Origin of the sequence: Leptospira barantonii (assembly GCF_002811925.1) — a bacterium.
Taxonomy (GTDB): Bacteria; Spirochaetota; Leptospiria; order Leptospirales; family Leptospiraceae; genus Leptospira; species Leptospira barantonii.
The window spans coordinates 306,192-331,821 of the sequence record NZ_NPDS01000006.1 but is presented as its reverse complement, the minus strand read 5'-3'; the positions used below and the strand labels follow the sequence as shown (position 1 = coordinate 331,821).

General features: G+C 43.9%; 22 protein-coding genes. 13 read left to right on the top strand and 9 right to left on the bottom strand.

Annotation, left to right across the window (positions count from 1 at the left end; translation table 11 throughout):
• Positions 1-232 precede the first annotated feature (232 nt).
• Positions 233-2,161, top strand: coding sequence for a glycoside hydrolase family 5 protein (locus CH367_RS14990; RefSeq protein WP_100763303.1), 1,929 nt, complete (start codon positions 233-235; stop codon positions 2,159-2,161).
• Here CH367_RS14990 and CH367_RS14985 read toward each other — a convergent pair.
• Complete coding sequence (locus CH367_RS14985) at positions 2,151-3,260, bottom strand: PHP domain-containing protein (protein WP_100763302.1); 1,110 nt, start codon at positions 3,258-3,260, stop codon at positions 2,151-2,153. The two genes, CH367_RS14990 and CH367_RS14985, sit on opposite strands and share 11 nt — an antisense overlap.
• Before the next feature lie 251 nt (positions 3,261-3,511).
• Between CH367_RS14985 and CH367_RS14980 the strand changes: the two genes are divergently transcribed.
• From CH367_RS14980 to CH367_RS14970, 3 genes are read left to right on the top strand one after another with little or no spacing between them, the layout of a single operon-like run.
• Entirely contained in the window at positions 3,512-4,666 is a 1,155-nt protein-coding gene (locus CH367_RS14980) for a glycosyltransferase (RefSeq protein ID WP_100763301.1), read from the top strand.
• A gap of 22 nt (positions 4,667-4,688) precedes the next feature.
• On the top strand, positions 4,689-5,234 hold the full coding sequence (locus tag CH367_RS14975) for a DJ-1 family glyoxalase III (protein ID WP_100763300.1): 546 nt from the start codon (positions 4,689-4,691) through the stop codon (positions 5,232-5,234).
• Positions 5,231-5,968, top strand: a complete 738-nt coding sequence (locus CH367_RS14970; protein WP_100763299.1) for an SIR2 family NAD-dependent protein deacylase — start codon at positions 5,231-5,233, stop codon at positions 5,966-5,968. The genes CH367_RS14975 and CH367_RS14970 overlap by 4 nt, the downstream gene beginning before the upstream one ends.
• 5 nt (positions 5,969-5,973) lie before the next feature.
• Here the strand turns inward: CH367_RS14970 and CH367_RS14965 are convergent, their stop codons facing one another.
• Genes CH367_RS14965 through CH367_RS14950 form a run of 4 tightly spaced genes read right to left on the bottom strand, consistent with a single transcriptional unit; the run spans position 5,974 to position 9,682 of the window.
• Positions 5,974-6,588 (bottom strand): glutathione S-transferase family protein, encoded by a 615-nt coding sequence (locus CH367_RS14965; protein ID WP_100763333.1) that lies wholly within the window; start codon positions 6,586-6,588, stop codon positions 5,974-5,976.
• A 23-nt stretch (positions 6,589-6,611) separates the two neighbouring features.
• Positions 6,612-7,682 (bottom strand): DUF1574 domain-containing protein, encoded by a 1,071-nt coding sequence (locus CH367_RS14960; protein WP_100763298.1) that lies wholly within the window; start codon positions 7,680-7,682, stop codon positions 6,612-6,614.
• Between the two features lie 9 nt (positions 7,683-7,691).
• Entirely contained in the window at positions 7,692-9,176 is a 1,485-nt protein-coding gene (locus tag CH367_RS14955; protein WP_100763297.1) for an MBOAT family O-acyltransferase, read from the bottom strand.
• A gap of 2 nt (positions 9,177-9,178) precedes the next feature.
• Positions 9,179-9,682 carry an NYN domain-containing protein gene (locus CH367_RS14950; RefSeq protein ID WP_100763296.1) on the bottom strand — a complete coding sequence of 168 codons (504 nt, stop codon included), beginning with the start codon at positions 9,680-9,682 and terminating at the stop codon, positions 9,179-9,181.
• Positions 9,683-9,754: 72 nt separating this feature from the next.
• Between CH367_RS14950 and CH367_RS14945 the strand changes: the two genes are divergently transcribed.
• The 3 genes from CH367_RS14945 to CH367_RS14935 all read left to right on the top strand — a co-directional run bounded on the left by CH367_RS14945 (position 9,755) and on the right by CH367_RS14935 (position 12,024).
• Complete coding sequence (locus CH367_RS14945) at positions 9,755-10,675, top strand: hypothetical protein (RefSeq protein WP_100763295.1); 921 nt, start codon at positions 9,755-9,757, stop codon at positions 10,673-10,675.
• Positions 10,676-10,843: 168 nt separating this feature from the next.
• Positions 10,844-11,335 (top strand): Mpo1 family 2-hydroxy fatty acid dioxygenase, encoded by a 492-nt coding sequence (locus CH367_RS14940; protein WP_100763294.1) that lies wholly within the window; start codon positions 10,844-10,846, stop codon positions 11,333-11,335.
• Between the two features lie 110 nt (positions 11,336-11,445).
• The gene (locus CH367_RS14935; protein WP_100763293.1) at positions 11,446-12,024 is read left to right on the top strand and encodes a TetR/AcrR family transcriptional regulator; all 579 of its coding nucleotides are present in this window, start codon (positions 11,446-11,448) and stop codon (positions 12,022-12,024) included.
• A 26-nt stretch (positions 12,025-12,050) separates the two neighbouring features.
• On the opposite strand, the gene CH367_RS14930 is transcribed toward CH367_RS14935, so the two are convergent.
• Positions 12,051-13,703, bottom strand: a complete 1,653-nt coding sequence (locus CH367_RS14930) for a glycerol-3-phosphate dehydrogenase/oxidase (RefSeq protein WP_100763292.1) — start codon at positions 13,701-13,703, stop codon at positions 12,051-12,053.
• A 146-nt stretch (positions 13,704-13,849) separates the two neighbouring features.
• Between CH367_RS14930 and CH367_RS14925 the strand changes: the two genes are divergently transcribed.
• Both CH367_RS14925 and CH367_RS14920 read left to right on the top strand, forming a co-directional pair.
• Positions 13,850-15,826: a PP2C family protein-serine/threonine phosphatase gene (locus CH367_RS14925; RefSeq protein WP_100763291.1), complete on the top strand. Its 1,977-nt coding sequence runs from the start codon at positions 13,850-13,852 to the stop codon at positions 15,824-15,826.
• A gap of 99 nt (positions 15,827-15,925) precedes the next feature.
• Positions 15,926-17,617, top strand: coding sequence for an FAD-binding oxidoreductase (locus CH367_RS14920; protein ID WP_100763290.1), 1,692 nt, complete (start codon positions 15,926-15,928; stop codon positions 17,615-17,617).
• A gap of 114 nt (positions 17,618-17,731) precedes the next feature.
• Here CH367_RS14920 and CH367_RS14915 read toward each other — a convergent pair whose 3' ends face one another.
• The 3 genes from CH367_RS14915 to CH367_RS14905 all read right to left on the bottom strand — a co-directional run bounded on the left by CH367_RS14915 (position 17,732) and on the right by CH367_RS14905 (position 21,452).
• Positions 17,732-18,499 carry an enoyl-CoA hydratase/isomerase family protein gene (locus tag CH367_RS14915; protein WP_100763289.1) on the bottom strand — a complete coding sequence of 256 codons (768 nt, stop codon included), beginning with the start codon at positions 18,497-18,499 and terminating at the stop codon, positions 17,732-17,734.
• Positions 18,500-18,620: 121 nt separating this feature from the next.
• Complete coding sequence (locus tag CH367_RS14910; RefSeq protein WP_100763288.1) at positions 18,621-19,409, bottom strand: LolA family protein; 789 nt, start codon at positions 19,407-19,409, stop codon at positions 18,621-18,623.
• A gap of 6 nt (positions 19,410-19,415) precedes the next feature.
• Positions 19,416-21,452, bottom strand: coding sequence for a tetratricopeptide repeat protein (locus tag CH367_RS14905; protein ID WP_100763287.1), 2,037 nt, complete (start codon positions 21,450-21,452; stop codon positions 19,416-19,418).
• A 134-nt stretch (positions 21,453-21,586) separates the two neighbouring features.
• Between CH367_RS14905 and CH367_RS14900 the strand changes: the two genes are divergently transcribed.
• The 4 genes from CH367_RS14900 (at position 21,587) to CH367_RS14885 (ending at position 25,629) form a co-directional block, all read left to right on the top strand.
• The gene (locus CH367_RS14900) at positions 21,587-22,876 is read left to right on the top strand and encodes a hypothetical protein (protein ID WP_100763286.1); all 1,290 of its coding nucleotides are present in this window, start codon (positions 21,587-21,589) and stop codon (positions 22,874-22,876) included.
• On the top strand, positions 22,851-23,981 hold the full coding sequence (locus CH367_RS14895) for a cysteine desulfurase family protein (protein ID WP_100763285.1): 1,131 nt from the start codon (positions 22,851-22,853) through the stop codon (positions 23,979-23,981). Before CH367_RS14900 ends, CH367_RS14895 begins: the two co-directional genes overlap by 26 nt.
• Before the next feature lie 122 nt (positions 23,982-24,103).
• The gene (locus CH367_RS14890) at positions 24,104-24,796 is read left to right on the top strand and encodes an LA_2272/LA_2273 family lipoprotein (protein WP_208862004.1); all 693 of its coding nucleotides are present in this window, start codon (positions 24,104-24,106) and stop codon (positions 24,794-24,796) included.
• Positions 24,797-24,921: 125 nt separating this feature from the next.
• Positions 24,922-25,629, top strand: coding sequence for an LA_2272/LA_2273 family lipoprotein (locus CH367_RS14885; protein WP_100763284.1), 708 nt, complete (start codon positions 24,922-24,924; stop codon positions 25,627-25,629).
• Position 25,630 lies beyond the last annotated feature (1 nt).

The following is a 25,630-nucleotide window of genomic DNA, read 5'->3' as shown; positions in this document are numbered from 1 at the left end:
TGTTATTTTAGAATTCGTTTTTAATGAGACATAATATGTATTATCGGAAGTAATGGATATATTCCAAAAACTGTGATCTGCTTTGCGGAAACATTTTTCATTCAATCCGAACAGCCTCAGCCTCAGAAGTCGTCTTAAAGATTTTGGAATATAAGGGTTTTATAAGGGCGTTTTGACTTCGATATAAGCGCAGGCTATATTCTTCCAGAAGAGAAAATGGGAGAATATAACGATGCGGAAAATTTTAACGAACAAAAAAGAAAAACCGAATTTTTGGAAAACGACTTTCATACTTTCGATCTCGATCTCGATCTGGATCTCGGGATGCGATTCGAATTCTTCGTCGAACGATCCACGATCCTTACTTCCTTTAGCGTTGACTCAATTGGGTTTGAACGTGGACGCCGCCAACAATTTACGAAGATCGACCTCTTCGTTTATGATGACCACTCCGAGTTCCAGTCTACCTTTGAGCACGGATGGAAGATACATCGTGGATTCCGGTCAAAACCGATTTCGACTCAAGTCCGTAAACTGGTATGGGGCCAGCGATACTCAGTATGTGGTCGCGGGTTTGGATAAACAACCGATCGAACATATAGTTTCTCTTATACAAGAATGGGGATTCAATTCGGTACGACTCCCGTTCTCCAATTTGATGCTTCATAGAACCGATCCGGTTTCCAACGAATCGGTTGCGGCCAATCCGCAATTTTTCGGAAAGTCCCCCTTGGAAGTATATGACGCGACCATACAAGCGTTGACCTCGGCGGGAATCATAGTGATTCTCAACAACCATACGACATTTTCGGAATGGTGTTGCGGCTACGACTACAACGGACTCTGGTATCATACCGGCTCGACATTCGCATACAATCAAAGCACGGAAATGTGGCAAGCGGATTGGCTTACGATGATTCGTCGTTATAAAAACAATCCGTTTGTCGCCGGAGCCGATCTTCGTAACGAAGTACGGACGATGCGCAAGGGAGATACCCATATTCCGGATAGTCCGAACTGGGGAATGAACGACGTCAACGATTGGCACAAGGCTTCTCAAGACATGGGAGTTTTGATTACACAAGAAAATCCTAATATTCTCGTCGTTGTGGAAGGAATCAACTGGTGGGGTTTGATCCCCATTTTGGGATCGGGAGAACGTCCTCACTTAAAACCGATCAAAGATCTTCCGGTCCATCTCCCTCTTTCCAATAAACTGGTGTACGCGGCGCATAACTACGCTTATATCGGACCGAATCACAACGGCGACGATTCCACTTCGGGGAACAATATCAAATACAGGGATATGGATGAGAATACGTTTAAGTCAACGGTATTCAACGAATGGGGATACGTGGTCACTCCGGAAACGTATTACTCGGCGCCGGTTTGGTTGAGCGAGTTCGGAGCTTCTCCTTCGAACAGCAGTGCGACCGATCAGGAGTGGCTCAGAAGATTAACCGATGTTCTGATCGAAAGGGATATGGACTTCGCCTATTGGCCGTTAAACGGAAACGACGAATGGGGACTTTTGTCAAGCGACTGGTCCCGAACCTTAAAGAGCGACTGGAGATTCCAACATCTCAACAGACTTCTTTCCACGACGGGAAGAAGTGGCGCGATCCACGAGAATCATTTTTCCAATCTTTCCATCGGCGGAGGAAACGATAATTCTTCCACGATCACAAACGATTGGGACAACGGCGCCAACAAAGGAACCTGCCCGGACGGATATCGTTTGAACGGATTGAGCACAAATCAAAAGGCTCTTTGTACGGATATAACAACCGGAAATCTTTGGAATCAAAGCCGCAACTACAACGTCCAAGCAGTGTATGAAACATCCACTCGCTACCACGGAACCGGAGACTGGGCAGGAGGGTTTACGAAATACGAATGCCCGACGAACTTTTACGTTTCCGGATTTTCAAAACGTTCTTGGGGAACGAGCGGAATTCTTTGCGCGTCAAGCAATCGAAACTTGAGTAATTCATGCAGAACGATTTGGTTTGATCGGGGAGACAATCGACCTTCCACAAAAGGAGGGGATTGGGCATACGGTTCTTACAAAGGACAGTGTGGCGACAACGAATATGTCGGTGGGATCGCACAAAGAAACGGAGGAGCAAGCGCCCTACTCTGTTGCAGAATCAATCCGTAGAGGTTCTGTAAAAAGGATTCGAATAGATAACACCGGAAGGAAAAACCGCGCGAACGATCGCGTATTCGTCCTCTTTCCGAAACGTATATTCAGCTTTTTGAATCTGCCTATCTTCTTTTAGAATCGTTCCGTTTTTTCCGATAAATTCCAGTTTGATGAATTTCTCGGGGAACTCGGCGACGATTCGATTCTTTTCCAGTTTCAATTCCGTGATCTTCGGATCGTCCATATAATCCGTCGCTTTCACAACGGAAACGTAATTCCCCAGTTTCAAATTGCGGACGATTTCCTTTCGATCCACGGAATTCGTGTTGAGAAGAACGTAACGAACAAAAGCTTCTCCCTCGTTCTGATCCGAAAAAGTAAGTTCGTGAAAAATTCTTTGATACAAAGGAAGTTTCATAGCGCGAATGGATTCTCCCGGAAAGTAATGAAGATCGTCGCCGCTCACGGCTAAGATCGGAATTCCCCGATCTAAAAGACCGATCCAATCGGAGAACGTATTTCCATACGGAGAAAAAACTTCCACCGCGTCCACACCACGCAGATTCTCCAGAATCGGATAAGAAATCGATCCTTCCAAACCGGGATGACTGACAGCTACAAAGGAACCGGCCTTCCGCATCTGATCGATCGTCCACTGAATGTTTCCGATCGAAGCATAGAGAGGAAAAAAATCCCGAACCGGAGATTCCGAACCGAGCGCGAGAATGTGTTTGCGATTGAAGTCCCTGCCCCATTCATAACCCGGAAAAAATTTCAGATTCCCGGAATCAACCCCGCTGATCTTTAGATAATCCGTGATGCCGATCAGATCGTAATTCTTTTCGGAATATCGTTCCTGAATTTCTTCGGGAGGACTTCGAAACGGAGAAAACCCGTCCCGATCCGAATGAAGATGAAACGCGAGCTTCAACCATCTTTGTTCGGTTTGAGAATAGGGAGTATGGATTTGATCCCCTTGAAAGGGAGAATTTTTTCGGATCTCAAGATCGCTTTTTAAAAGGAAGGATGTCAAAAGATGAGTAACGCCTAAAAACGCAATCGCGCCTAACAGACGGGACCAAACTCTAGGATGGATTCGTTTTTTGAATACCATACGATTTCCATTTCGTAACAACTGTGATTTATGAGAAAAGTTTTTCTCGTTCGTCCGTATTTTTACGTTCTTCTTTTTTGAAAGCTATTTCAAAATGTCAGGAATTTGTAATTTTTGAAAATGAGATCCTTTGAGAATTTTCCGCGCATTTATTTTTCGCTTCGATTTTCTCAATTCGATTGCAAAATAAGTAAGTGCGCACTTAATTAATAGATTTACAATGAAACCGACTTCTTAAATTCTGAAATCCAATGGCAAACCCGGAAATTTCCGTCATTCTTCCCACATACAACGAAAGAGAAAACGTTCCCATTCTCATTCCGAAAATCGAAAACGCTCTTAAAAACCATTCTCACGAAATCATAGTCGTAGACGACAACAGCCCCGATAAAACCTGGGAAGTCGCCGAAGGTCTCAAAACCTCGCATAAAAATTTGATCGTGGTCCGAAGGATGGAAGGAAGAGGACTTTCTTCCGCGGTGATCTCGGGTATGTCCGTCGCAAAGGGAAACGTATTCGTCGTGATGGACGCCGATCTCCAACACGATGAAAGAATTCTTCCCGAACTCGTCGCGCCGATTTTGAAAAATCAATCCGATGTCAGCGTAGGAACGCGTTATACGAACGGAGGTTCCACTTCCGATTGGTCTTGGATTCGAAAACTGTTCAGCGTTTCGGCGACAAGGCTCGCAAAGTTTCTTTTACCGATTCCAGTTTCCGATCCGATGAGCGGTTTTTTTGCGATATCACGCGCCTACTTTCAAAAGACGACCGACAAAATCAATCCAAGAGGGTTTAAGATTCTATTAGAATTCTTGCATGGATCGAATGAAAGTCCGAAAATTTCGGAAGTCCCTTTCAAATTTCAAAGCAGACAATTCGGAAAAACAAAATTGGACGGTTCCGTGATTCGGAATTATCTGATCGCGCTCCTCGATCTTCGTTTCGGCAAAAAAATCTCCCCTACTTTCCTCTTGTATTCCTTAGTGGGTTCCTTCGGAGTTCTCGTAAATTTATTCGGTCTTCTCATCGGAGAAACGTTTCATTTCCCCGAAATTTTTACTCCGTTTCGACTTTTGAATCCGCTCTACAGTTCCGTTTTATTCGGAATCGAAATTTCGATTCTTTCCAATTTCGTTTTGAACAATTACATCACCTTTTACGAAAAACGTTATATAGGAATTCGAATCCTGCAAGGACTTGTACTCTTTCATCTCGTGAGTCTCTTGGGACTTTTGATTCAAATCAGCGTGTTTCAACTTTTGTATCAAAGATTCTTTCTTTTGGAATTGAATTCCGCCGGACTTCTGATAAAACTCTTATCAGATTCGCTTGCCATTTTAGCGGCGATGGTAACGAATTACTTCCTGAACCTAAACGTAACTTGGAAAGGTTCTAGGGATTAAATTCGTTTAAGGAGAATTTTCCATGCCAAAAGTTTTGGTTCCTTTCGCGGAAGGAATGGAAGAAATGGAAGCGGTGATCATCGTGGACGTTCTTCGCAGAGCCGGGGTCGAAGTGGTCAGCGCGGCCCTAAAGGACGGTCCGATCAGGGCATCTCGCGGCGTTCAAATTCTCGCCGATACGACTCTCGATCAGGTAAAACTTAAAGACTTCGATATGATCGTTCTACCCGGCGGTGGCCCGGGAACCAAGGTCCTCGGAGCCGACCCCAGAATCTCCGAGTTTCTCAAAGAAGCCAAACAAGAAAACAAATGGATCGGCGCTATCTGCGCGGCTCCGAGTGTTTTAGTACATCAGAATATTCTAACGTCCTCGGATCGGTTTACCGCGTTTCCGGGAATCGTTTCAGACGCTCCGGGTTACACCGGTTCCCGTTTGGAAATCTCGGGAAAGATCATTACCAGCGTAGGTCCGGGTTCCGCTTTTGAATTTTCGCTCGAACTCGTAAAAATTCTTTGCGGGGAAGAATCCATGTTCAAAGTGAAATCGGCTCTACAACTGGTTTCATGAAAGAATTCTTATCCAAACACAAACAGAAACTCAAAAAAATAACCGCGATCGTTGGGGCCGGAGTTTCGGCGGAAAGCGGAATTCCCACCTTTCGAGGCACGGACGGTCTTTGGAAAAACTTTCGCGCGGAAGATCTCGCAACACCCGAAGCGTTTTCCAAAAATCCGAAACTCGTTTGGGAATGGTATCTCTGGAGAAGAAACATCATAGAAAGCAAACGTCCAAACCCGGGACATGAGGCTTTGGTTGTATTAGAAAAATCGCATCCGGATTTTTTTCTCATCACTCAAAACGTGGACGGTCTACACGATAGTGCGGGTTCCGAAAATCTCGTTGAGATTCACGGAAATATATTCATCAATCGTTGTGTTTCCTGCTGTCGCGAGAACAAAACAAAAATCGGCGCCGACGAAAATTCTCTCCCGCCCAAGTGTGAAAACTGCGGTTCCTTGTTGAGACCGGGAGTGGTTTGGTTCGGTGAAAGTTATGACGATCAAAAGTTAAACGCATCCATCCAAAGAATGGAGAATACGGATCTTTTGTTGATCTTAGGAACGTCCGGTTCCGTCAGTATGCCTGTGTATTTGGCTCAAATTGCAAAACGTTCGGGCGCGCTTCTTTTGGAAATCAATCCGGAACGTTCTTCTTTTTCTTCTTCGGTGGATTTGTTTCTGCAAGGTAAAACGGGGGAAATTCTACCCTTGCTTGTACAAGAAATTTTGAATGTAGTTTGATTTCGTCAATTTCCTTGTAACGAAATCCCTTCCATCGTAACAAAACCGGGCAACGCTTCGATTCGTTTCAGCCAAGCCCGGATGTTCGCATACGGTTGCAAATCTACTTTTCCTTCGTTTGCAAGTGCGATATAAGGATACAACGCAACGTCGGCGATCGTGATTTTGTTCCCGACCAACCAAGGACTTTCCTTACATTGATTTTCTAAAATTTTCAAAAGACCGTTCGTGACCGAGGTCGCTTCTTCCAAATTGATGGGCCTACCGAATTTATAATGAGCGCGTAATGCGGCGGGACCTCGCCCTACTTCGTTGGCCGAAGTCGCAAGCCACTGCATCACTTTGGCCGCGTTTACAGAGGAACTCGGAAACCATTCTTCATTTTTTCCGTATTCCAATGCGAGATACAACAAAATCGCGTGGCTGTCTCGGATCACCGCGTCCTTGTCTTTTAAAACCGGAACCTGCCCGAACGGATTCTTTTTGAGAAAGTCCTCCGTCTTTTGTTCCCTTTCTTTTAAGTCGATGGAAATACTTTCATATTTCAAATTCAGAAAGGACAACAACATTCTCACCTTATGAGAATTCCCAGAAATGGAAGATTCAAAGAGTTCGATCATCGACTTCTCCATAAAAATTGAATTTAATTCGGCAGTCTTTTGAATATAAAATCGGCGTAATCGTTGAAACAGCTCGGAGACATATGCCCCGGATCACTGAAGTCGTCGCATTTGTATTCTGCGTCCTCGTTCATGTTCCAAAACACGGTGCCCGTGGATTCATGCAATTTTGTTAATATAGGAATCATGATCTCGTAAGGGGTTTTTTCGTCTTTCTCGTTCGTCAAAACCTTTCTGGTTTTATAAAGTTCGAAATACGGCCGCGACACTCGTACCCAAATCGTCGCGTAGGCAACCCCGCTTTCCTTAACGATCCGAATCGCGTCTTCCTGATTGGCGAGCATCTTCGGATTGAACGTAAACGGAGTTAAATAGGATTTAAAATCCGTATTGGATCTCTTTTTCAAAAGCTCGGGAGGCAATACGATCCGTGGACTTGCATCCGAAGTTGCGCTTCCTCTTTGCGTTTTAAGATTCTCCGAAATTTCGAAACGAAGTTTGCTGTAACCTTTTGCAAGAGTTCCGCCTTCTTTCGCTCGAGCACGGATCACGTTCCATCTCGGACGATTCTTATGCGTATTGAATATTTTTTTTGCGATATAACCGGTGAGATCGGAGGAAGAATATCGATCCACATGTCTGAAAACAAAAGAAGGACTGAGTCCGTAGAAAAGAACCTCATCGAGCGTCAACACCGAAGATGAATTGAAAATTTCAATCGATTCGTCCATCAGGATAAAATCGGGTTTCACTCCGTCCGCTTGAAAACGTTCCAACCAATACAGATAGTAATCGGGCGAACCGCCGGGCACGGAAAAATTGAACAAGAGCCAATTCGGGTATTTCTTTTCTATATAATCGTTTCTGAATAAAAGAGCCCGAGAATTTCCGAAATATACGAGGACCTTTTTGCGATCCTCTTTTTTCAGATAATCCTTCAGCTCGTCGAAAAGAAATTCCTTATGTCTAAAATTCAAATCGGAAAGCGTAAGAGAATAATACGGCTCAAACGCGGTGGAACTGATGAGTTTGTCCACACCGAACGCGATGATAAATATGATGAAAGGAACGAGAAGAAATCGATTTCGAAACATTCTATTCTCCTAAAACTTATAATAGATAAACGCGCCCGAGTCTTCCGAGAACAAGGCGAGAAAAAACAAGGTTAAAACGCCGACAAACGTCAGAAGCCAAGGATCGTATTTTCTAAATCGTTTCCAAAAATCGGGAACATACTGAACCCAATTGAAAAGAACAAGGGCTAAAAAGAGATAAAAGAATTTCTCCACATTCTCCAGTTGTTTGAGTAAAAAGAAAGAATCTCCGTCGATCAGACTACCCGCGTCGCCAAGCCAAGACAAAGAAGAATTGGAAAGTTCGGTTTGAATCTTAGTCGGAACGTTTCTAAAAATTCCGACCACGTGTTGCACCATTGTCTTCGCGTTGTCCGCTCTGAATAAAACGGCGCTGAACGAAAACATAAGAAAAACGATACAAGCCTTCAAAATTTTTAGGAAAATATTTTTTTCCGGTGTGAGTTTCCAACCGAGGGACGTTTCGAGATATCTTTCTCCCGCGAGAAGACAACCCCAGTAAAATCCCCAAGTGATAAACGTATAATCCGCTCCGTGCCAAAAACCTCCGATCGTCATCGTAAGAATGAGATTCAAGTGAGTTCTCCACTGAGCGACCTTACTTCCACCCAGGGAAAAATAGATGTAATCCCGAAGCCAAAAGGATAACGTTATGTGCCATCTCTGCCAGAGTTCTCTTCCGCTTAGGGAGAAAAAAGGAGCCTTGAAGTTTTCGGGAAGATAAAATCCGAGTAATGCCCCCACTCCCCGCGCCATATCGGTAAGACCGGAAAAATCGCAGAAGACCTGGATCGAATAACCGATTCCCGCAAGGATCAAGGAAGTGGAATCGTACACTTCCGGATTGGAAAAGATCGGTGAAATCAGTCCCGCGGCGGGATCGGCGATCAAAACTTTTTTGATCAAGCCGCTGATCATCAGATAACAGCCGTTATAGATTTTATCCCGATCGGGAACGAGATTTTCCAGGTTCGGAAAAAAATCTCCGCTTCTCATGATCGGACCCGCGATCAAAACCGGAAAGAAGAGTACGAATAAAAAATATCCTTTGAGAGAAATCGTTTCTCCGTTCGGATTTCTTCTCGCGTCCACCGCCGCGGCGATCATTTGAAAACTGTAAAAGCTGATCGCCAAAGGAAGAATGATATGAACGATTCCTTGGATTTCCTGAAAGAATGGATAACCCGTGAGATCCGCGAGAACTCTTGAAAAGAAATAAAAGTATTTGAAGAATCCCAGATTCACGCAGTTGAAAACGACCGACACGATCATCCATCGTTTGGAATGTTCGGAGGAGGTTTTAATCCGAAGATAGAAAAAATAATTGAGTAAGATTACGAGAACGAAGTGGAAAAAGAAAATCCAGGAAAACCAGACGTAAAAGAAAGCGCTGGAAAGAATCAGAAAATCGGGACGGTTCTTTTTGGGAATCGACCAATAGATGAGATAAACGACTGCAAAAAAGATCGCAAAAGTAACTGAGTTGAACAGCACGGTTATTTGCCTTTCCTAAATATATTTTTCCAATATTCCAATTCTTCGGGGTTTAGTTTTTTATCTTTGAACGCTTCCGAGTCGAGTTCGGGTTTAGGCGGGGAAATTTCCGCGTTTACGATCGCCGAAAATTCTTCCGAGGTGATCGGATGTGCTCCCCATTTTTTTGCGTGAAAGAAAATCTCTTTATCCGAACTGACCACTTGTATTTCAGAAGGACGAACATTGGTCCGAACGAATTCTTTGATGACATCGTCCGCTTTTCTATCTCTACTGAAATACACATTCAGTTTTCCGAAGTTTTCCTGAAAGACCTCGCTTCCGACTTCTTTCTTACCGTCGAAAAAAACATGAAAGGTTTGTTTTATCTTTTTCTTGGAATACAACTCGATCGTTTCCAAAAGCCCTTGTCTTGCCTTTGAAAGCTGATTCTGATACATACATTCTTCCAAATCGGGGAATTTATAAATCAGATTGAAACCGTCAATTGCCACTTGAGAAGACATGGAATTGTAGTGACCAGAATCCCATTCTCGTAAATACTGTAAACCAACCTTTCCTGGGAGATTGTGAGTAAAATGGCTGATTCCGAACGTTATCCGGTCCGGGTCAACAAATTTAACATCTGGCATTTTTATCTTTGGCTTCGGGCTTTGCCCGGGTCGGGAAGGGATTTGTTTTTACTTTCTCTCGCCGCCTTCGACGTTCTTCTTCTTTTGATCTACAATTCCTATAAGGAAATTCTTCCGAAAGAATTGTACGCCTATATGATCGGTTTCGATTTTTTCGTTTTAGTCGTTTGGGCGATGGAGCTCATCACTAAGTTCCGAAAATCCAAGGATCCGGGAACCTATTTCTCGATGAACTGGTATGAAATCGTGGGAGTGATTCCGTTTTATTTCCTTCGTCCTTTTTTACTTTTGAGAGGAATGAAAATTCTGATCGCCTTTTACAAGTTAGGTCAGTCCGGACAAAATCTGAGCGATATCGTTACGAGAGAAATCACATTCCGATTTCGAGATGTGATCGTGGATACGATCGCGGACGCGGTGTTTCTCCATTCTTTGGAAAGAGTGGAAGAAGTGATGATTCGTCTGGATTACAGCCAACTCGCAAAAAAAGCATTCGAACTGCATCAGGATCAATTCAACACAAAGGTAAACGAATCTCTTCAATCCAAATTTCTTTTGGGAGAATTGTCCAGAATTCCGTTTATGGGAGAAATTTCCAAACGACTCGGAGAGGACATCAGTTCCATGATCACCGAGGTTTTGGAAAACGAAGTTACCGGTGAAATCATGAAGCAGATCACGGAAGCGATCTTAAAAGAAATGGCCAACCACGTAAAAAAACTTCCGATCGAAAGAATCACAAGACCTTTGGAAGTTGAAACTCCACCAGCTCCGATCGAAACCAAAACTCAAAAACCGGAAACCCAATCTTCAAACGAGGATTCGGAACCTCTTCCGGAAGAAGAATCCAAACCAGGATCGTTTTGATTTTGTAAACGGTGTTCGTTTTAATGCGAAGTCGGAATTTGGAACGTTCTTATCTACTTTAGCAATTTCTTAAAGACTACATTTTGGATTTTATTCACTAAGTTCGATAAAAAACACTTGCGATTCTATTTCGAACGTTTAAAATTTTTAACGGAAAGGAGTTTTGTTATGAAATCCGTTGAAACCTGGTTTGACGAATACGCGGACAGTCATCGGAATCCGGTGAATAAAAACATACATTGGATCTGCGTTCCTTTGATTTACTTTACGGTCATTGGTCTTCTTTGGTCGATCCCCGCGCCTGCTTTTTTTCTATCCGTTCCGTATTTGAACTTCGCGACGATCTCCCTCGTATTGGCGCTCGCATTTTACATTCGACTTTCTCCGTCCTTGGCCTTGGGAATGTTCTTCCTAAGTTCATTGATGATCTATTTGATCGTTCTTCTTCAAGCAATGGTTCTTCCGATCATGCTCGGAACCTATGCGTATGGAATTTTAGAACTTTCGATTACGATTTTCGTTCTGGCTTGGATCGGACAGTTCATCGGTCATAAGATCGAAGGTAAAAAACCTTCCTTCTTCAAGGATCTTCAGTTTTTGATGATCGGGCCGATTTGGTTGTTGGGGTTCGTTTATAAAAAGATGAAAATCGCTTATTGATCGTTTTGCGATCTTTGTAACAACCGCCGAAACCCAATCTTCTTGACCAGCGAAGGCGGTTCCAACATCACGTATTACGAGTTGCCGAAAAAAAATTCCGAGGAAATCCGATGCCAAAGATAGTGAATCATGAAAAATACAAAATCGAAATCCTATCCAAGTGTGTGGATATTCTCGCAAGAAGGGGTTACTCCGCGGTTTCGATGCGGGAAATCGCGACGGAACTCGACGTTTCCACCGGAACTCTGTATCACTACTTCGCAACCAAGGAAGATATATTTAAGGAATTGGTGAAGTTCGTCCTCAGCAAGGACATCGAAGAACTACAACTCTACTCGAAAGGAAATCCGGGACAAACCCTCGAAGCCAGAGTGGAATCCCTTTTCCAAATGATCCAAGCAAGAGAATCCTACTTTCAAAATCTTTTATACATCATCTGCGACGTTTCCCGCTTGAAGAACCACGAAGAGGAAAAGGCTTTGATCGCGGACGCGCTGAAAGAATACGTGAACATCATCACGAAACACTTAGGAGTGACAAACCCGACCTTGAACCGAATCCTAATCAGCGTTATTTTAGGAACCGTAGTTCAAAGAATCGTGGACGGAGACGCGATCAGCCTTTCCGATACTTCCGAGATCATCAAGGATTTCATGTCCATTCTTCTTTCCAACTCGTTCACGTTCTAAAAAAGAAATTTCGAAAATTAAGAATTTTAGTAAATCTTATAACGTTCTTCGACGGACTTGATCTCTTTGGAGATTCTGGCTCCGTTCCAACCCAAGTGTTTCGCCAAGGAACGAACGATCTTGTTCGTTTCCTTTTCCTCGGGTAAACCCGGAACTCCCACACCCGATCTTCTAAAAAAGAAATCAGTCGCGAAACGAATGTCTTCCCGGTTTGCGATAAAACGAATTTCACTTTCAAAAAACTTTTCGCCGTTTTGAAGAACGGCAAATTCTTCTTTAGAAGAACTTTTTTCCAAAACTGAAAAAGACTGAGAGCCGTAACGAAAGGCCGCCGTTTCGATCAATTCTCCGTTTAATTTGGAGAATTTTTTTCCGAGATCTCGAGTCAACGTCGATAGATCCGAGTAATTCCCGGTCGCAGCGGGAATCGTCGCAGTTTCGCAAACGCGAAAATTTCCGGGAAGATAAGCGGCCACTTTGTTTACTACTTCTTCTCCGACTGCGCGGCTCGTAGTATATTTACCGCCCATCGCCGTAAAAAATCCGGGGAAGCCGGAATCTTTATGATCGAAAATTTCGGTCTTTCGAGAAGCGTTGTATGTGGATTTGGTTTCGCCCGGATCTTCCACAAGAGGCCTGAGTCCGCCGTAATAAAAATCGACGTCGTCCAAGGTGAGGTCCGTATAACCGAAGGAATGATTCACTTCGCTTAATAATTCTTCTATATCCTTTTTGGTGACTCTAAAACGATCGGGGCTGTCCGGATATTCCGTATCCGTCGTGCCGATGATGGTCTTGTTTCTCCAAGGAATGATAAAAAGATGAGTGCCGTCTTTCTTTTTTGTCACAAGTGTTTTGTCGCCGTGAATTCTTCTTGTGACTACGTGAATTCCTTTGGATCGCACCAAGTGTTTGTCCATGGGAACTCCGGCCAGAGATTCCACAAAGTCCGCCCAAGGTCCGGCCGCGTTCACCACCGCTTTTGTTTGAAACGAAATGTTCTTTCCCGAAATTTTTTCCTTCGCGATCACCGTATAGATCCCGTCGTTTGTACGAGAAATCGAAATCACCTCGGTATAGTTTCTCGCTTCCGCTCCTTTTTCGCGGGCGGAAAAAATGAATTCGCAGGTATGTCTTTCCGGATTGAGATTTAGATAATCGTAATATAGATAAGAGCCTTTGAGTTTATCTCGTTCGATCGTAGGAGATTCCATTACGGTTTGTTCCTTGGAAAGAAAACTGTATTTAGGAATCAAACGGTCCGTACAAATATTCGCATTACGATCGTAGGAAAGCGCGTTATACATCTCCATTCCGACTTTGAGAACGAATCTTTCCGCGTTGGAATAGATAGGAACCAAAAAGCCCATCGTTTGAACCGCGTGAGGAGTAATTCTGGCTAAAGTGGCTCTTTCCCGTAAAGATTCCCTCACGAGCCCCAATTCGAAATTTTTAAGATAACGCAAACCGCCGTGGATCATCTTCGATGTCGCCTGACTTGTTCCCGAAGCATAGTCGTTCTTTTCCAGTAAAACGGATTTCATTCCTCTCAGAGTGGAATCCCAAAGAACGTGCGCGCCCGTAATTCCGCCGCCAATCACTAACAGATCGTAGACGGAAGAATGGGAATCCTTGGAAAATTTCGTATTTGTAGAAGGCAATTTTTTATTTTGAGCCATAGCGGTATTGATTTTATAAAAAAGACCCGGGTCAATCGCTTTTAGATCCGTGATTTGAAATGAATAATTTTATAAATCGATAGGTATTTTTCTAAAAAGAAAAACTCGATTGAAAAAAAAGTTATTCTGCGGAGATTTGAGCTACGATGAATCCCTTCCATTCGGTCCGAAGATATCTGCGCCTTATATTTGACATCAATGAAGATCGAATCCGACACGAGAAAGAATACATCGGCGAACTTCATAGACAGGCGAAGATTCTTCATTACCCAGGTTCCATCATTGGAATTATCGCTTGGCTCGGATTCGCGTTAGACACCGATCGAAAGCTTCATCCCGAATTTCCGGAACTTTTTTATTTCAGAATCGGTTTGAGTTTACTCAGTTTTTTCTTTCTGATCGCGTTAGCAGTAGATCGACTTACCGGAACCAACATTCGAGGTAAAGGACTCGAGTGGGCTTACATTCTTTTTCTTTATATTTTTAGCGTAACCGCTTTTTTTACGGGAAGAATCGCGGACGATCCAAACTACGTTTCCGGTCTTCAGATCGTTGTCATGTCCGCTGTGTTTATGCCCTTTCCGAGAAAGGCTCTTTTTTCATTTTACGTTCTTTCCATATTCACGTTTCTCGTTTCGGTTGCGATTTATCATCCCAATCTTGGAACCAATCAGGCTTCGTATTCCATGCAGAATTTGGCGATCAGTTACCTACTCGCTTTTTTCAGCGGTTTTATCGTGGAGCGTTATCGTTTTTCCAACTTCATCAGTCATTTTAAGATATTGGAAAAGAACCGCGAAATTTCAGAGAACATGGAACAGATCCAAAACTTAAAGGAAAAACAGGACGGGGATTACTTTCTCACTTCTCTTTTGCTCGATCCTTTGATCGCAAAAAAAACGGAAGGTGATCTGGTTAAGATCGATTTTGCATTGAATCAATATAAGAAATTTATGTTTCGCGAAAAGGAATACGAATTGGGAGGCGATTATCTAAGCGCCTACGATCTGACCCTTCAAGGAAAAAAATTCAAAGCGTTTATCAACGGGGACGCGATGGGAAAATCCATCCAAGGTGCGGGAGGTGCGCTCGTTCTCGGGGCCGTTTACAATTCCGTAATCATTCGTTCTAAGATGGACCCGGATTCGGCGAATCGTTCCCCGGAGAGATGGTTGAAGGATTGTTTCACCGATCTTCAAAAAGTTTTCGAAACCTTCGACGGTAGTATGCTCGTTTCCGCAGTTTTGGGTTTGGTCGAAGAAGACACGGGAACATTATACTATTTGAATATTGAACATCCTTGGTTGATTCTTTACCGGGACGGAAAGGCTTCGTTTATCGATCCCGAAACTCATTTTTACAAACTCGGCGTGGGGGGAATCAACGCTCAGGTTTACGTTCGATTGTTTCAGATGAAACCCGGAGACCGAATTTTCTGCGGCTCGGACGGTAAGGACGATTTGATTTTGGTCGAGACCTCGGACGGAAAAAGAAAAATCAACGAAGACGAAACCGAATTCTTGCGAAGAGTCGAAGAGGCAAAGGGAGAATTGTCCGAGATCGAAAATCTTCTTTTGTCCTTCGGAAACTTTTCGGACGACTACAGCCTTTTGTCCATCGAATACGGTGGAACGATTTCTTCCAAGGCGCTTCATTCGGAAAAATTCTCCAGAGCCAAAAAAGCGGTTCTCTCCAAAGACTTTGAAGGAGCCCTTCAAATTTATGAAGAATCCTCTGCGTCCGACGTTTCCCATTCTCCGGAAGACCTGAAACTTCTTGCGAGGGTTTACGAAAAATTAGGGGATCTAACGCAGGCGCTCGCAAGCGCAAACCGCGCATTGCATTTGGACCCTGCGGATCATGAGCTTTTATTGTATTCCTCCCTTCTTACCAAACGGGAATATTCCAAGAGTAAGAATGGCGAACTTTTGAAAAAGGCGGAAGAACTGAGCGAAAGATTCAGGCTTCGTTTTCCGAACCACGTCAAAAATTTAATTCATCTCGCGGACGTATATCGTCTTCAAGGAAACAAGGCTCGGACAAAATATCTGATCGATCGGGCTTTTGAACTCGAACCTCAAAACGAAAGAGTTAAGGAACTCAGAAAGTTGATCGCTTCCTGACCGATCGATTCGGAATTCTGTTGCGAAATTCGATCGAGTTCCGATTCTTGTGCTTCGGACAATTTTACATTCATCATTCAATTCGGAGATTTTAGAACCATGTTTTATACGGAACTCAATGCAAAGATAGACTATTCAAGGGACAATTTGAGATGGAATGCATGGGGCGCTTACGGCCAAGATTTTTTTAGAGTGGGACAGATGCAGGAGATTCTCGCCTTTCTCGCTGACGAATTCAAAATCTCCGATATCCGCAAAACTCCACCGGTCGCTTTGGAAGAAATCACACTTCCTAAGTCGTCCTTTTCACCCGCACAAATCAGAGAGCTCGGAAAGATCAGCGGTGGAAAAAACTTTTCAACCGAACGTAGAGAACGGGTTCTTCACTCCGCGGGAAGAAGTTACTACGACGTTCTCAGACTTTCCTTCAACACTCTGAAAAGTTTCGTGGACGGGGTCATTTATCCGAGCAAAGAATCCGAAATTTCAAAAATCCTGGAATACTGTTCGAAAAACAATATCACCGTGATTCCGTTCGGAGGCGGTTCTTCCGTAGTCGGCGGCTTGGAAGTAGTAAAAGGAAAAGGTCAAAAAAGTGTTCTTTCCTTGGACACAACCCGTATGGACGCGCTGATCTCATTGGATAAAGAAAGTCATCTTGCTACCTTTCAAGCTGGAATCTACGGACCAAAACTCGAGAAATTGTTAAACGACAAGGGATTTACGCTCGGTCATTTTCCCCAGTCCTTCGAATATTCGACGTTAGGCGGTTGGATCGCGGCGAGAAGCGCGGGGCAACAGTCCAATCGTTACGGAAAAATCGAAGAGATTCTCACCTGTCTGAAAGTAATCACTCCGACCGGCGCCGTCGAAACGCTCAGAGAACCCGCGTCCTCTACCGGACCGAACTTGAATCATATCTTTGCGGGAAGCGAAGGTCTACTCGGAATCATCACCGAAGCGACGATCAAGGTTCATAAACTTCCGGAAACAAGAAAGTATTTCGGAATCGTGTTTCCTAACTTTGCCGCGGGCGTGGATTTTATCCGAGACGTAAATCACAAGGAAATCCCAACTTCGATGATCCGTCTTTCGGATACGAATGAAACCCGTCTCTACCAAACGTTAGGTACTCTTGGTAAAAAAAATACTCCGATCCGTTGGATCAAAAATTTGATTCAAAATCAGGTTCTCAAAATGAATTCTATCGGCGAGGATAAGTGTGTGATTCTCCTCGGGTTGGACGGAACTAAACAGGACGTAGCTCAGAATTTCGCGAAAATCAAACCTCTGATCGGAAAACACAAGGGCCTCTATGCGGGAACCCATCTGGGAGAACAATGGATTCATTCCAGATACAACATGCCTTTCCTAAGAAATCACGTAATGGAAAACGGAATCGGCGTCGACACGATGGAAACTTCGACGACATACGATCGTGTTCTCAATCTCCATAAGGAAGGAATCGCTTCTCTTGAAAAATCGATTCCCGGTTCGATCGCGATGTGTCATATCTCTCATAGCTATCACGAAGGCGCTTGTTTGTATTACACCATCATTTTTCCGATGGATGAAAAGAAACCCGCGGATCAGTGGTTCAAGATGAAACGTATGGTTTCGGATACTTTCTTTCAAAACGGAGCTCCGATTTCACACCACCACGGCGTGGGATTCGATCATAAGGTTTGGTATGAAAAAGCGACTTCCAAACCCGCTCTTCTCGGTTTAAAAGCGTTTAAGAAAGAAGTGGATAAGAAGGAAATTCTAAACCCGGGAAAAGTATTTCATTAAAAAAACGGAATCTACCCATCGGATTTTAGACGGTTCCGAATTTGGAACCGTCTAAATAAAAAAGGCCGAATGAAAATTCGGCCTTTTTTATATTCAGATAAACTAATTTAGAATTTACTGAAATACGGGTCTTCTTCTTTCGAGGATGGACTTCATTCCTTCCTGACCGTTCGGAGAAAACACCGCTTCGGAAAGAAGTTTGATGTCCCTTTCCGCGTTGTGCTCCGCAAACATACGAACCGGATCTCTCAAAGCGATTTTAATTCCGGTTACGGAACCGATCGCCATGTCCTTGAACTGTTCGCAGTATTTGCGAGCGCGGACTAGAAGGTCTTCGGACGAAGTTGCGACCTCGTCGATCAGTCCGATTTCTCGGGCTTCTTCCGCTTTCAGTCCTTTTCCGGAATACAAAAGATCGCGGGCCTTCGTGATTCCAACGGTTTCCTTCAACATAAAACCTGCAACCGATGGAAAGTTGATTCCGATCTGGGATTCCGGAAAACCGAGTCTCCCCTTTTTTTCCACCATAATTCTATAGTCGCAAAAGATCGCATAGACCGCGCCGAGTCCCATAGAATGTCCGTTCATCGCGCAGATCAAAGGTCTTTCCAAAAATAAAAGTTTAGAAGCGGTATCCAAAGCGAGGCGAAGGACGTCCTGAATCTCCGCGAGAGTCTTGCCTACGAAAATCTCCGGATTGAATCCGTTGGAAAAAAACTTTTCGTTTTTGGAAGTTAGGATCACGGCTTTGATCGTCGGGTCCTTGGAAATCGAATCCAGTTTCGCGGAAATCGTTTTGAAAAATTCTCCGTCTAACGAATTCACTTCGTTGGTTTCTATATAAAGTTCCAGAATATGATTGTTTCTTACTTCAGAAAGCATCGTCGCTCCTAGTTTATAAAAATTGAATGCGTTTCAAACGTCCCAAATTTCTTCCGAAACGTTTCTTTGATTCTTCCAAAATGAATCGGGAAAGAATGTTGTAAACCTCGATCTTTGCCCTTCAGAACTGAAATTTAGAAGCCGGAATCGTCTCCGAAAGAGCGACCTTTTTCATTTTGATTTCGATCTTATTCCGATCCAGATTCGTAGTCGGCTCAACGATTCTTGTGATCGTTGTTTTCGGCGGAAAGGAAACCGTTCCTTGCACCTTTGTGATCGCTTTCAGATTGCTTTTTTTGGAAAGAAGTTCCACGGAACTGATTCCGAATTCGGTCATCCAAAAGGTAATGTCCTCTCCCGGTTTTTTGACGAGAATCGCCTTTTCCGAAAGATTGACGAACGTAGGATCGTCCCCTGCAAGACCGGAACTGTTATTCGCCAAAAGAGAATAAAGAACCGGAAACGGAATCGTTGAATTTTTTTTACCGCTCGGATCGGACAAAAGAATATCGCCCATCGGCAATACCTGCGGTCCGGAATTCGCGGTTTTGATATGAATCGAATTTCCGTCCGTATAAACTCTGGAAACGATCATTCCGAAAAACGGATCCGAAAGTTCGATATACATCTTGCCGGTCGGTTTATCGTAATAGATCTTTCCGTCCGCCGAGAAACTTTCCTTTTTAGGAACGAAGTTCTCGATTCTCATCGAAAATTCTCCGGAATAGGAGGAATTCTTCGTTTCCAAATCTCGGACCGATTTTAAAACCTTTGCGGCGTCCGGGTTTTTGGAGGAAAGAAACTTCAAATTTCCCTTATCCGGAAAACTGATCTCCTCGATCTGCGGTGAAAAACACCCGTAAAGGACGACCAAACACATTAGAATATTAGAATAAACTGTTAGTTTCATAAATGATTATTTTTCCGATTTTTCGTTTCGGCTTCCCGGATTTTCCACGGAACCCGTTTGTATTTTCTTTTGAATTCTGGAAATATCTTCCTTCTTCTTAAAAAGTTTCAGACTTTTTTCCCAATACGCGGTTGCGTTCCGTGTTTGGCTTTTTTCCTTATACACGTCGCCGATATGTTCCAAAATGACGGGATCTTCTTCTCCCTTGTCCTTAAGAATTTGATACGCGAGTTGAAGATGCAAAAGCGCCTCGTCGTGATTTCCGAGTTTGAAAAAAATCCAACCTAAACTATCCTGATAAGCTTCGTTGTCCGGCGCGAGTTCCACCGCCTTTTGAACCAGAGCCAGAGATTCTTCCAAACGAATTCCCTTCTCGGAAAGATAATAGCCGAGATAGTTGTAAGCCATCGGATTTCCGGGATCGATTTCGATGGATTTTTTCAGATCCATTTCCATGGATTCCTGCTGTTCCAACTTTTCGTGAACGGAAGCTCTGTAAAAATAATACACTCCGTTCGCAGAATCCGTTTTGATCGCAACGTTGAATTCTTCCAGAGCCTCTTTGTATTTTTCACGAGAAGCCAAAACGATTCCGAGTAAATATCTTGCGTAGCTCATCTCCGGTTGGGTTTCGAGAACCTTACGGATGATGCTCTCCGCTTCTTCGCGTTTACCGGGCGGATCGTTTCTCAAGATATAGGCGAGATGCAATTGGAACTTAAGTTTTTCCTCTTCCTTTTGCGCTTTCTCCACGGATTTACGAGACATGAGAATCGCACGATACACATAACCGGATTGTTCGTGACAAGAAGCGAGAAAGTCGTAGATCTCGGCCTCGCCCCAAACGGACGTTTTATCCGAAATCAAAAGCGCTCGGTTCGCGGTTCTTTCCGCGAGTTCGAACTGTTGCATTCCGAACACGAGTTCGGCGACCTCTTTGAGTTCCTTCGCGTAAACGTTCGGATTTTTTTCCCTTTCGTAAACGTCGAGCATAGCAAGACGAACCGCAAGACGACCCGGAAATTTTTCACGAACGGGTAATAATAGATTCTTTGCTTCGGAGTATTTTCCCAAAAGAACGAGATACAATCCTTCCAAAACGCTTCCTTTCGGAATTTTGGATTGCTGATTGAGAATATTAAAATATTCGAATGCGGATGACTTACTTTCGATAAAATACATTTCGGCGAGAAGATGTTCCACGGAGGAAAGATTCTTTTTCGCCTTTAGAATTTTGTTCAGTTCCTTTCTTGCGGAGGAGAATTTACCGAGTTGATTCCAGATTTTGGCGAGTGTCAACCGGGTCGTGATATCGCTCGGATTTTGTTGAAGATAGGAGGATAAAAAATACAAAGCCTTCTTGGTCTGACCGTTCGCAAAATACATTTCGCCCAAGGACTTATCCACAAAGGATCTGTATTTCGGATTGCCTTCCCGGTTTCGAATCGAATCGCTGAGGGAAGTCAGATAAAGAATCGCCCTCGGAAAATTTTTGAGTTCCTGGTTCAAGGAACCCAAAAGATACAAGATATCGGAATCGTCCGGAAAACGGCTGAGATTCGTTTCCAGATAATCGCTGGATTTCTGAAATTCTCCCACTCGAATGAGAATTCTCGCCTTTAAAATGTATGCGTCTCTGAAATTCGGATCGGAAACGATCGCCGCGTCCGCTTCTTTTTCAGCGCTTTCAAATTGACCCAGAAAAAAATGCACGTTCGCTTTTGCCACTCTCGAAACGGGGGAAACGGATCGTTTGAGCGATTCCGAACAACGGAAATAACGTTCGTAGTATTCGATCGATTCTTCGTAAGCTTTTTTGGATTTTTCCTGAGAAGGAATTCTCGAGGCATCGGTTTGTTTTTCCAAAGCGAGAGAAAGAAAGAACTCGGGCGCAACCGTCGACTGAGAATATTCGCATTCGCTCTGAGAATAAACAGAGATCGGAAAAAAACAGAAGTAAAAAGCCAGGGACCAAAGAGAAACAGAATGGAAACCGGAAAGCCCTAGGCGTAGGCGGGCGATTTTATTATTTGCTTGATTCATTCAGGTAACGGGACAGATTTGAAAAGAATGTTCCATACATCGGGAACCATCCTATCAATAGGTCCGGAATTTCATTCTGCGACCGATCCATCCAGGAGTCGAATCAATTTTCCAATGCCGGAGAGTCTGAAACATTGCTGACTTACATTCGAGAAAATCGAAAGTACGTATTCTTATTACTCGCCGCTTGGGTAATCGCCGCCGCGTGGATTCTTCCCAACCGATATAAATTATTGAGTAAACTCGCCTTGATGATTCAACCTCCCGGTTACAACGCAAAGACCGCGGGAGAATTTATCGAAAAGGGAGATTCTATTTTGCAAACCGAGGTTACGTATCAGGATCAAGGTGATAGAATCCCCGATTTGAACGTAATGAGAGAAGCTTGTCTTTACTATTATTCTCTCAGTGAAAGAGATTCGGTTTTATACAGACCTTCTTGGACCGATTCGATGTCGGTCTGGAGATTCAAAGAGTCCGGTATGAGCGAAGAATCCGGTGAGAAAAAACTTTCTTCCAAAACAAAATCCAGAAGTCCGCTCACCGGAAGTTTTAATCCGGGAGAATATTGGAGAATCGTTTCTCCGAACGTTCTCGAAGCCTTGGACTATTACAAACGAGCCCTAAATTTTTCCGGTCCCGATTTCAGCGTTCCCAAAAAAATAGAGAAGACCGCCCTCGCCGTTTGCCGTCCCGAAGAAGTTCTACTCGCATACGCGGATTACATCCGAAACACGGAAGAAGCGGTTCGAGTTGTGATGGAGAAGGTTAAAAAACCGAAATCGTTTTTTTCCTGCGGTGCGGACGACGAACCCCAAAACGTACTGACCGAAAAACAAAATCAAATGCGGGTTTGGTCTCAGATTAAATCCAATTCGTTTACGATCGATCCGGAAAGGAATATAAAAGTAAACGCAAACGATTTTAAAAAGGCCCTGAACCTTCTCGCCTTCGGAATTTATAGAACCGGACTCAATTCGATTTCACCATTGGAAGCGGATGGAATCCTGGAAAAACTATTGTTCTTTTCCGATCCCGGAACGGTAGAATATGATGAATTGCTCATGAAGCGCGGTTTACTCAACTATCAACTCGGAAAACGAGATCCTTTGTTTTTGAACAAGGCTATCTTTTATTTCCGAGAAGCGGGCAAATCGGATCTTTTGGACAAAGGTTCCGTTTTCGAATCTAGACTGATGACCGTACGTTCCGAAATCCGAAGAGGACAACTCGACAACGCCCTACTCGAATTGCAACAACTCGAAACCGAACTCTATACGATCGACAAGGCATATCGTGTGACCGGAAGCGGAAGAAGCGATCTCGTGGAAGACCGCAAAAAACTTCTTCGTTACGTTCTTAGAAAAAAAGGAAGATACGAGGAAGCGGACGAACTTTATGTCGAAGAAGATTCGTTATTTTGATTATAACGCGACACATCCACCCTTCGGCGATGTGCTCGTAGAAATCCAAAAAGACTATCTTTCCGATTTTTACAATCCTTCCGGCGCGACCCGTTTTTCTTTGGGAAGACAGGGTAAGATCGAGGAAGCCCGCAAAACCTTAGAATCTTATACGGGTAAACCCGCAAAGGAATTCGTTTTTTCCTCAACGGGAACCGAGGCGAATCACTTGCTCGCTCAGGCGATCCGAGGAAAGTTCGGAGGTTCCGCGATTGTTTCTTCCTTAGAACATTCTTCCATGTATTCCGCGCTTGAGTTTGCCGGATTCGAATTTCGAAAAATCCGTTCTAATCCAAACGGACAAATCGACTTAAATCACTTGGAAGAATTGTTACGGGAGAATCCGGCGCCGATTTTTGTTCTGCACGTCGCCAACGAATCCGGGGTGATTCAACCTCTTGAAAAAATACATGCAATTTCCGTAAAATATTCCGTACCGATTTTTTCGGATCTGATGCAATCCTTCGGAAAGTTGGAAATCCCATTCGAACGTTTGGACGGATTCACATTTTCCGGTCACAAGATCGGTGCGGGTATGGGCGCTTCGGGAACCTGGGTTCGTTCCGACTTGGTTTCCGAAAAGGAATTCGCGATCTTTCACGGTGGGAATCAGGAGAACAATCACAGGGCCGGAACCGAAAATTCTCCCTCTATATTAGCACTTTCTGAAGTTCTAAAACGAAGAATTCCGGAGCAAAATCGGCTTTCGGAGCTGTTAAAAAAATACCAAACGCGGATCGAAACCGTTCTGGAAGAATGCGGTTGTACATTGGTTGGAAAGGAATCGAACAGAATCTCGAGCACTTCGTTTTGTATTCTCCCCACGGAAGACGTGGACTTCTTTATGATGGGAATGGAAGAATCCGGTTTTGTTGTTTCCACGGGTTCTTCCTGCAAATCCAGATCTAGAGAACCGGCGCCTTCTCTCTTATCCATGGGTTACACCGAAGAAGAAGCCTTACGAGCGATCCGAATTTCTACCGGTTGGTTTACGACCGAAGAGGAAGTGGAAGAACTTTGCATTCACATTCAAAAAGTTTTGCGAGCGCTCACAGACGATTTATAGAACAGACGCGAGACGAGAGAGACCGAACGACGCCCAAACGGACGTTTGCAAATTCGCGCGATCGTCGGACCGTCGACGCGAGATTCCCCTATAAAAATCCGCTAAACGTTTTGAGAAAAAGAATGAAATTGATTCAAAAATTCATACTTTATAGTTTTATAATTTTATTATATTTAGCGATCGTTCGTTGCGGAGTCGCACTCACTCCTAAGGCAACCGTAAAACTTCCGCCTTCGACAAAAACCGAAATTCTCAGACTCAATCTACTCTACGGAGATTCCGACGATATCTACGGCTTAAATCTTGGAATCGCGAATGTCGTTCAAAACCATTTAATCGGAATCCAGATCGGGGTCGTAAACGGAGCGGAAAGAGCGACCGGAATTCAAATCGGTGCGGTCAATAACGCAACGGCCACTTGGAGTCTTTTGAAAATCGGTCTTTTCAATTTAAACTTCTTTTTGGATTCGGGAAGGCGACAACCGAGAGATACTCCGGAGAGTATCGAAAGACGAATCAAAGGGGATGCTGGTTTTTCAGTCGGTCTCGTCAATCTTGCGAGCGGTCGATACAACGTCGGACTCTTTAATTACGGTTACGGATGGAATGTCGGGTTCGTCAATTGGAACGGAGAAGATTCCGGTGTTTCTATGGGGGCCGTCAACCTCGGCGAAAAGGAAAATTTTCAAATCGGAATTCTAAACTTCTGCAAAGAAGGCCTACTTCCCGTGATGATCCTCGTGAACTACTGCTCTTCGAGTCCGAACAAAAACTCCGACACGAGCCAAAAAATATCCGATCCGAACGCTAAATAAATTCTTTCCGATCCAATCCGCGACAAAGCGTATTTTTCCAAAAAAGAGATCCGCTTTCCCTTCGAAATAATATTGACAACCGATTTTCTTACGGTCCAATTACCTCTCACATTTCGACTTATACCATGAAAAATAAAACCAAGCTCCTCAACCTTGCATTCTTTCTTTCCGCGTGGATCCTTGCGTCTAACTGCGGTTTTGCGGTAACCCCTCGCATCACGACCAGGATTCCTCCCAAAACGGAAACCGAAGTTTTACGATTCAATCTTCTGTATGGAGAACTCAAAAACCTCGCGGGCTTCAACGTCGGAATCGTGAACATCGTGGAAGAAAGTATGATCGGCGGTCAGGTCGGAATCGTAAACTTCTCGGATCAAAAAACATTCGGGGCTCAGATCGCAATCGTAAACGCGGCGAAAAACAAAGGCGCCGGAATCCAAGCGGGAATCGTAAATTATGTGAAGGGTGATTCGAAGGGATTACAAGCCGGGATCGTCAATATCGGCGAACAAAGAGAAGGTTTCGACGTTACGATCGGGGCAGGAAACTTCTTTACCAAAGGTTTGATGATCGGAGCCGTGAACTTCGATTCCAAAGGAGTCAATGTCGGGATCTTAAACGAAGACGCGGGAGGCTTCAACTTCGGCGCTCTGAACATTCGAGGCTCCGGAGTCAACATCGGAGTCTTAAATGGAGGCACCGGGGTTCATATCGGAATCATAAACGCTTCCGGAGAAAACGAAACCGACGAACCCACGATGCAATTCGGACTTCTCAACTTTTGCGGAAAAGGAACCTTTCCTGTAATGATCGGATTCAACTATTGTAAATGAC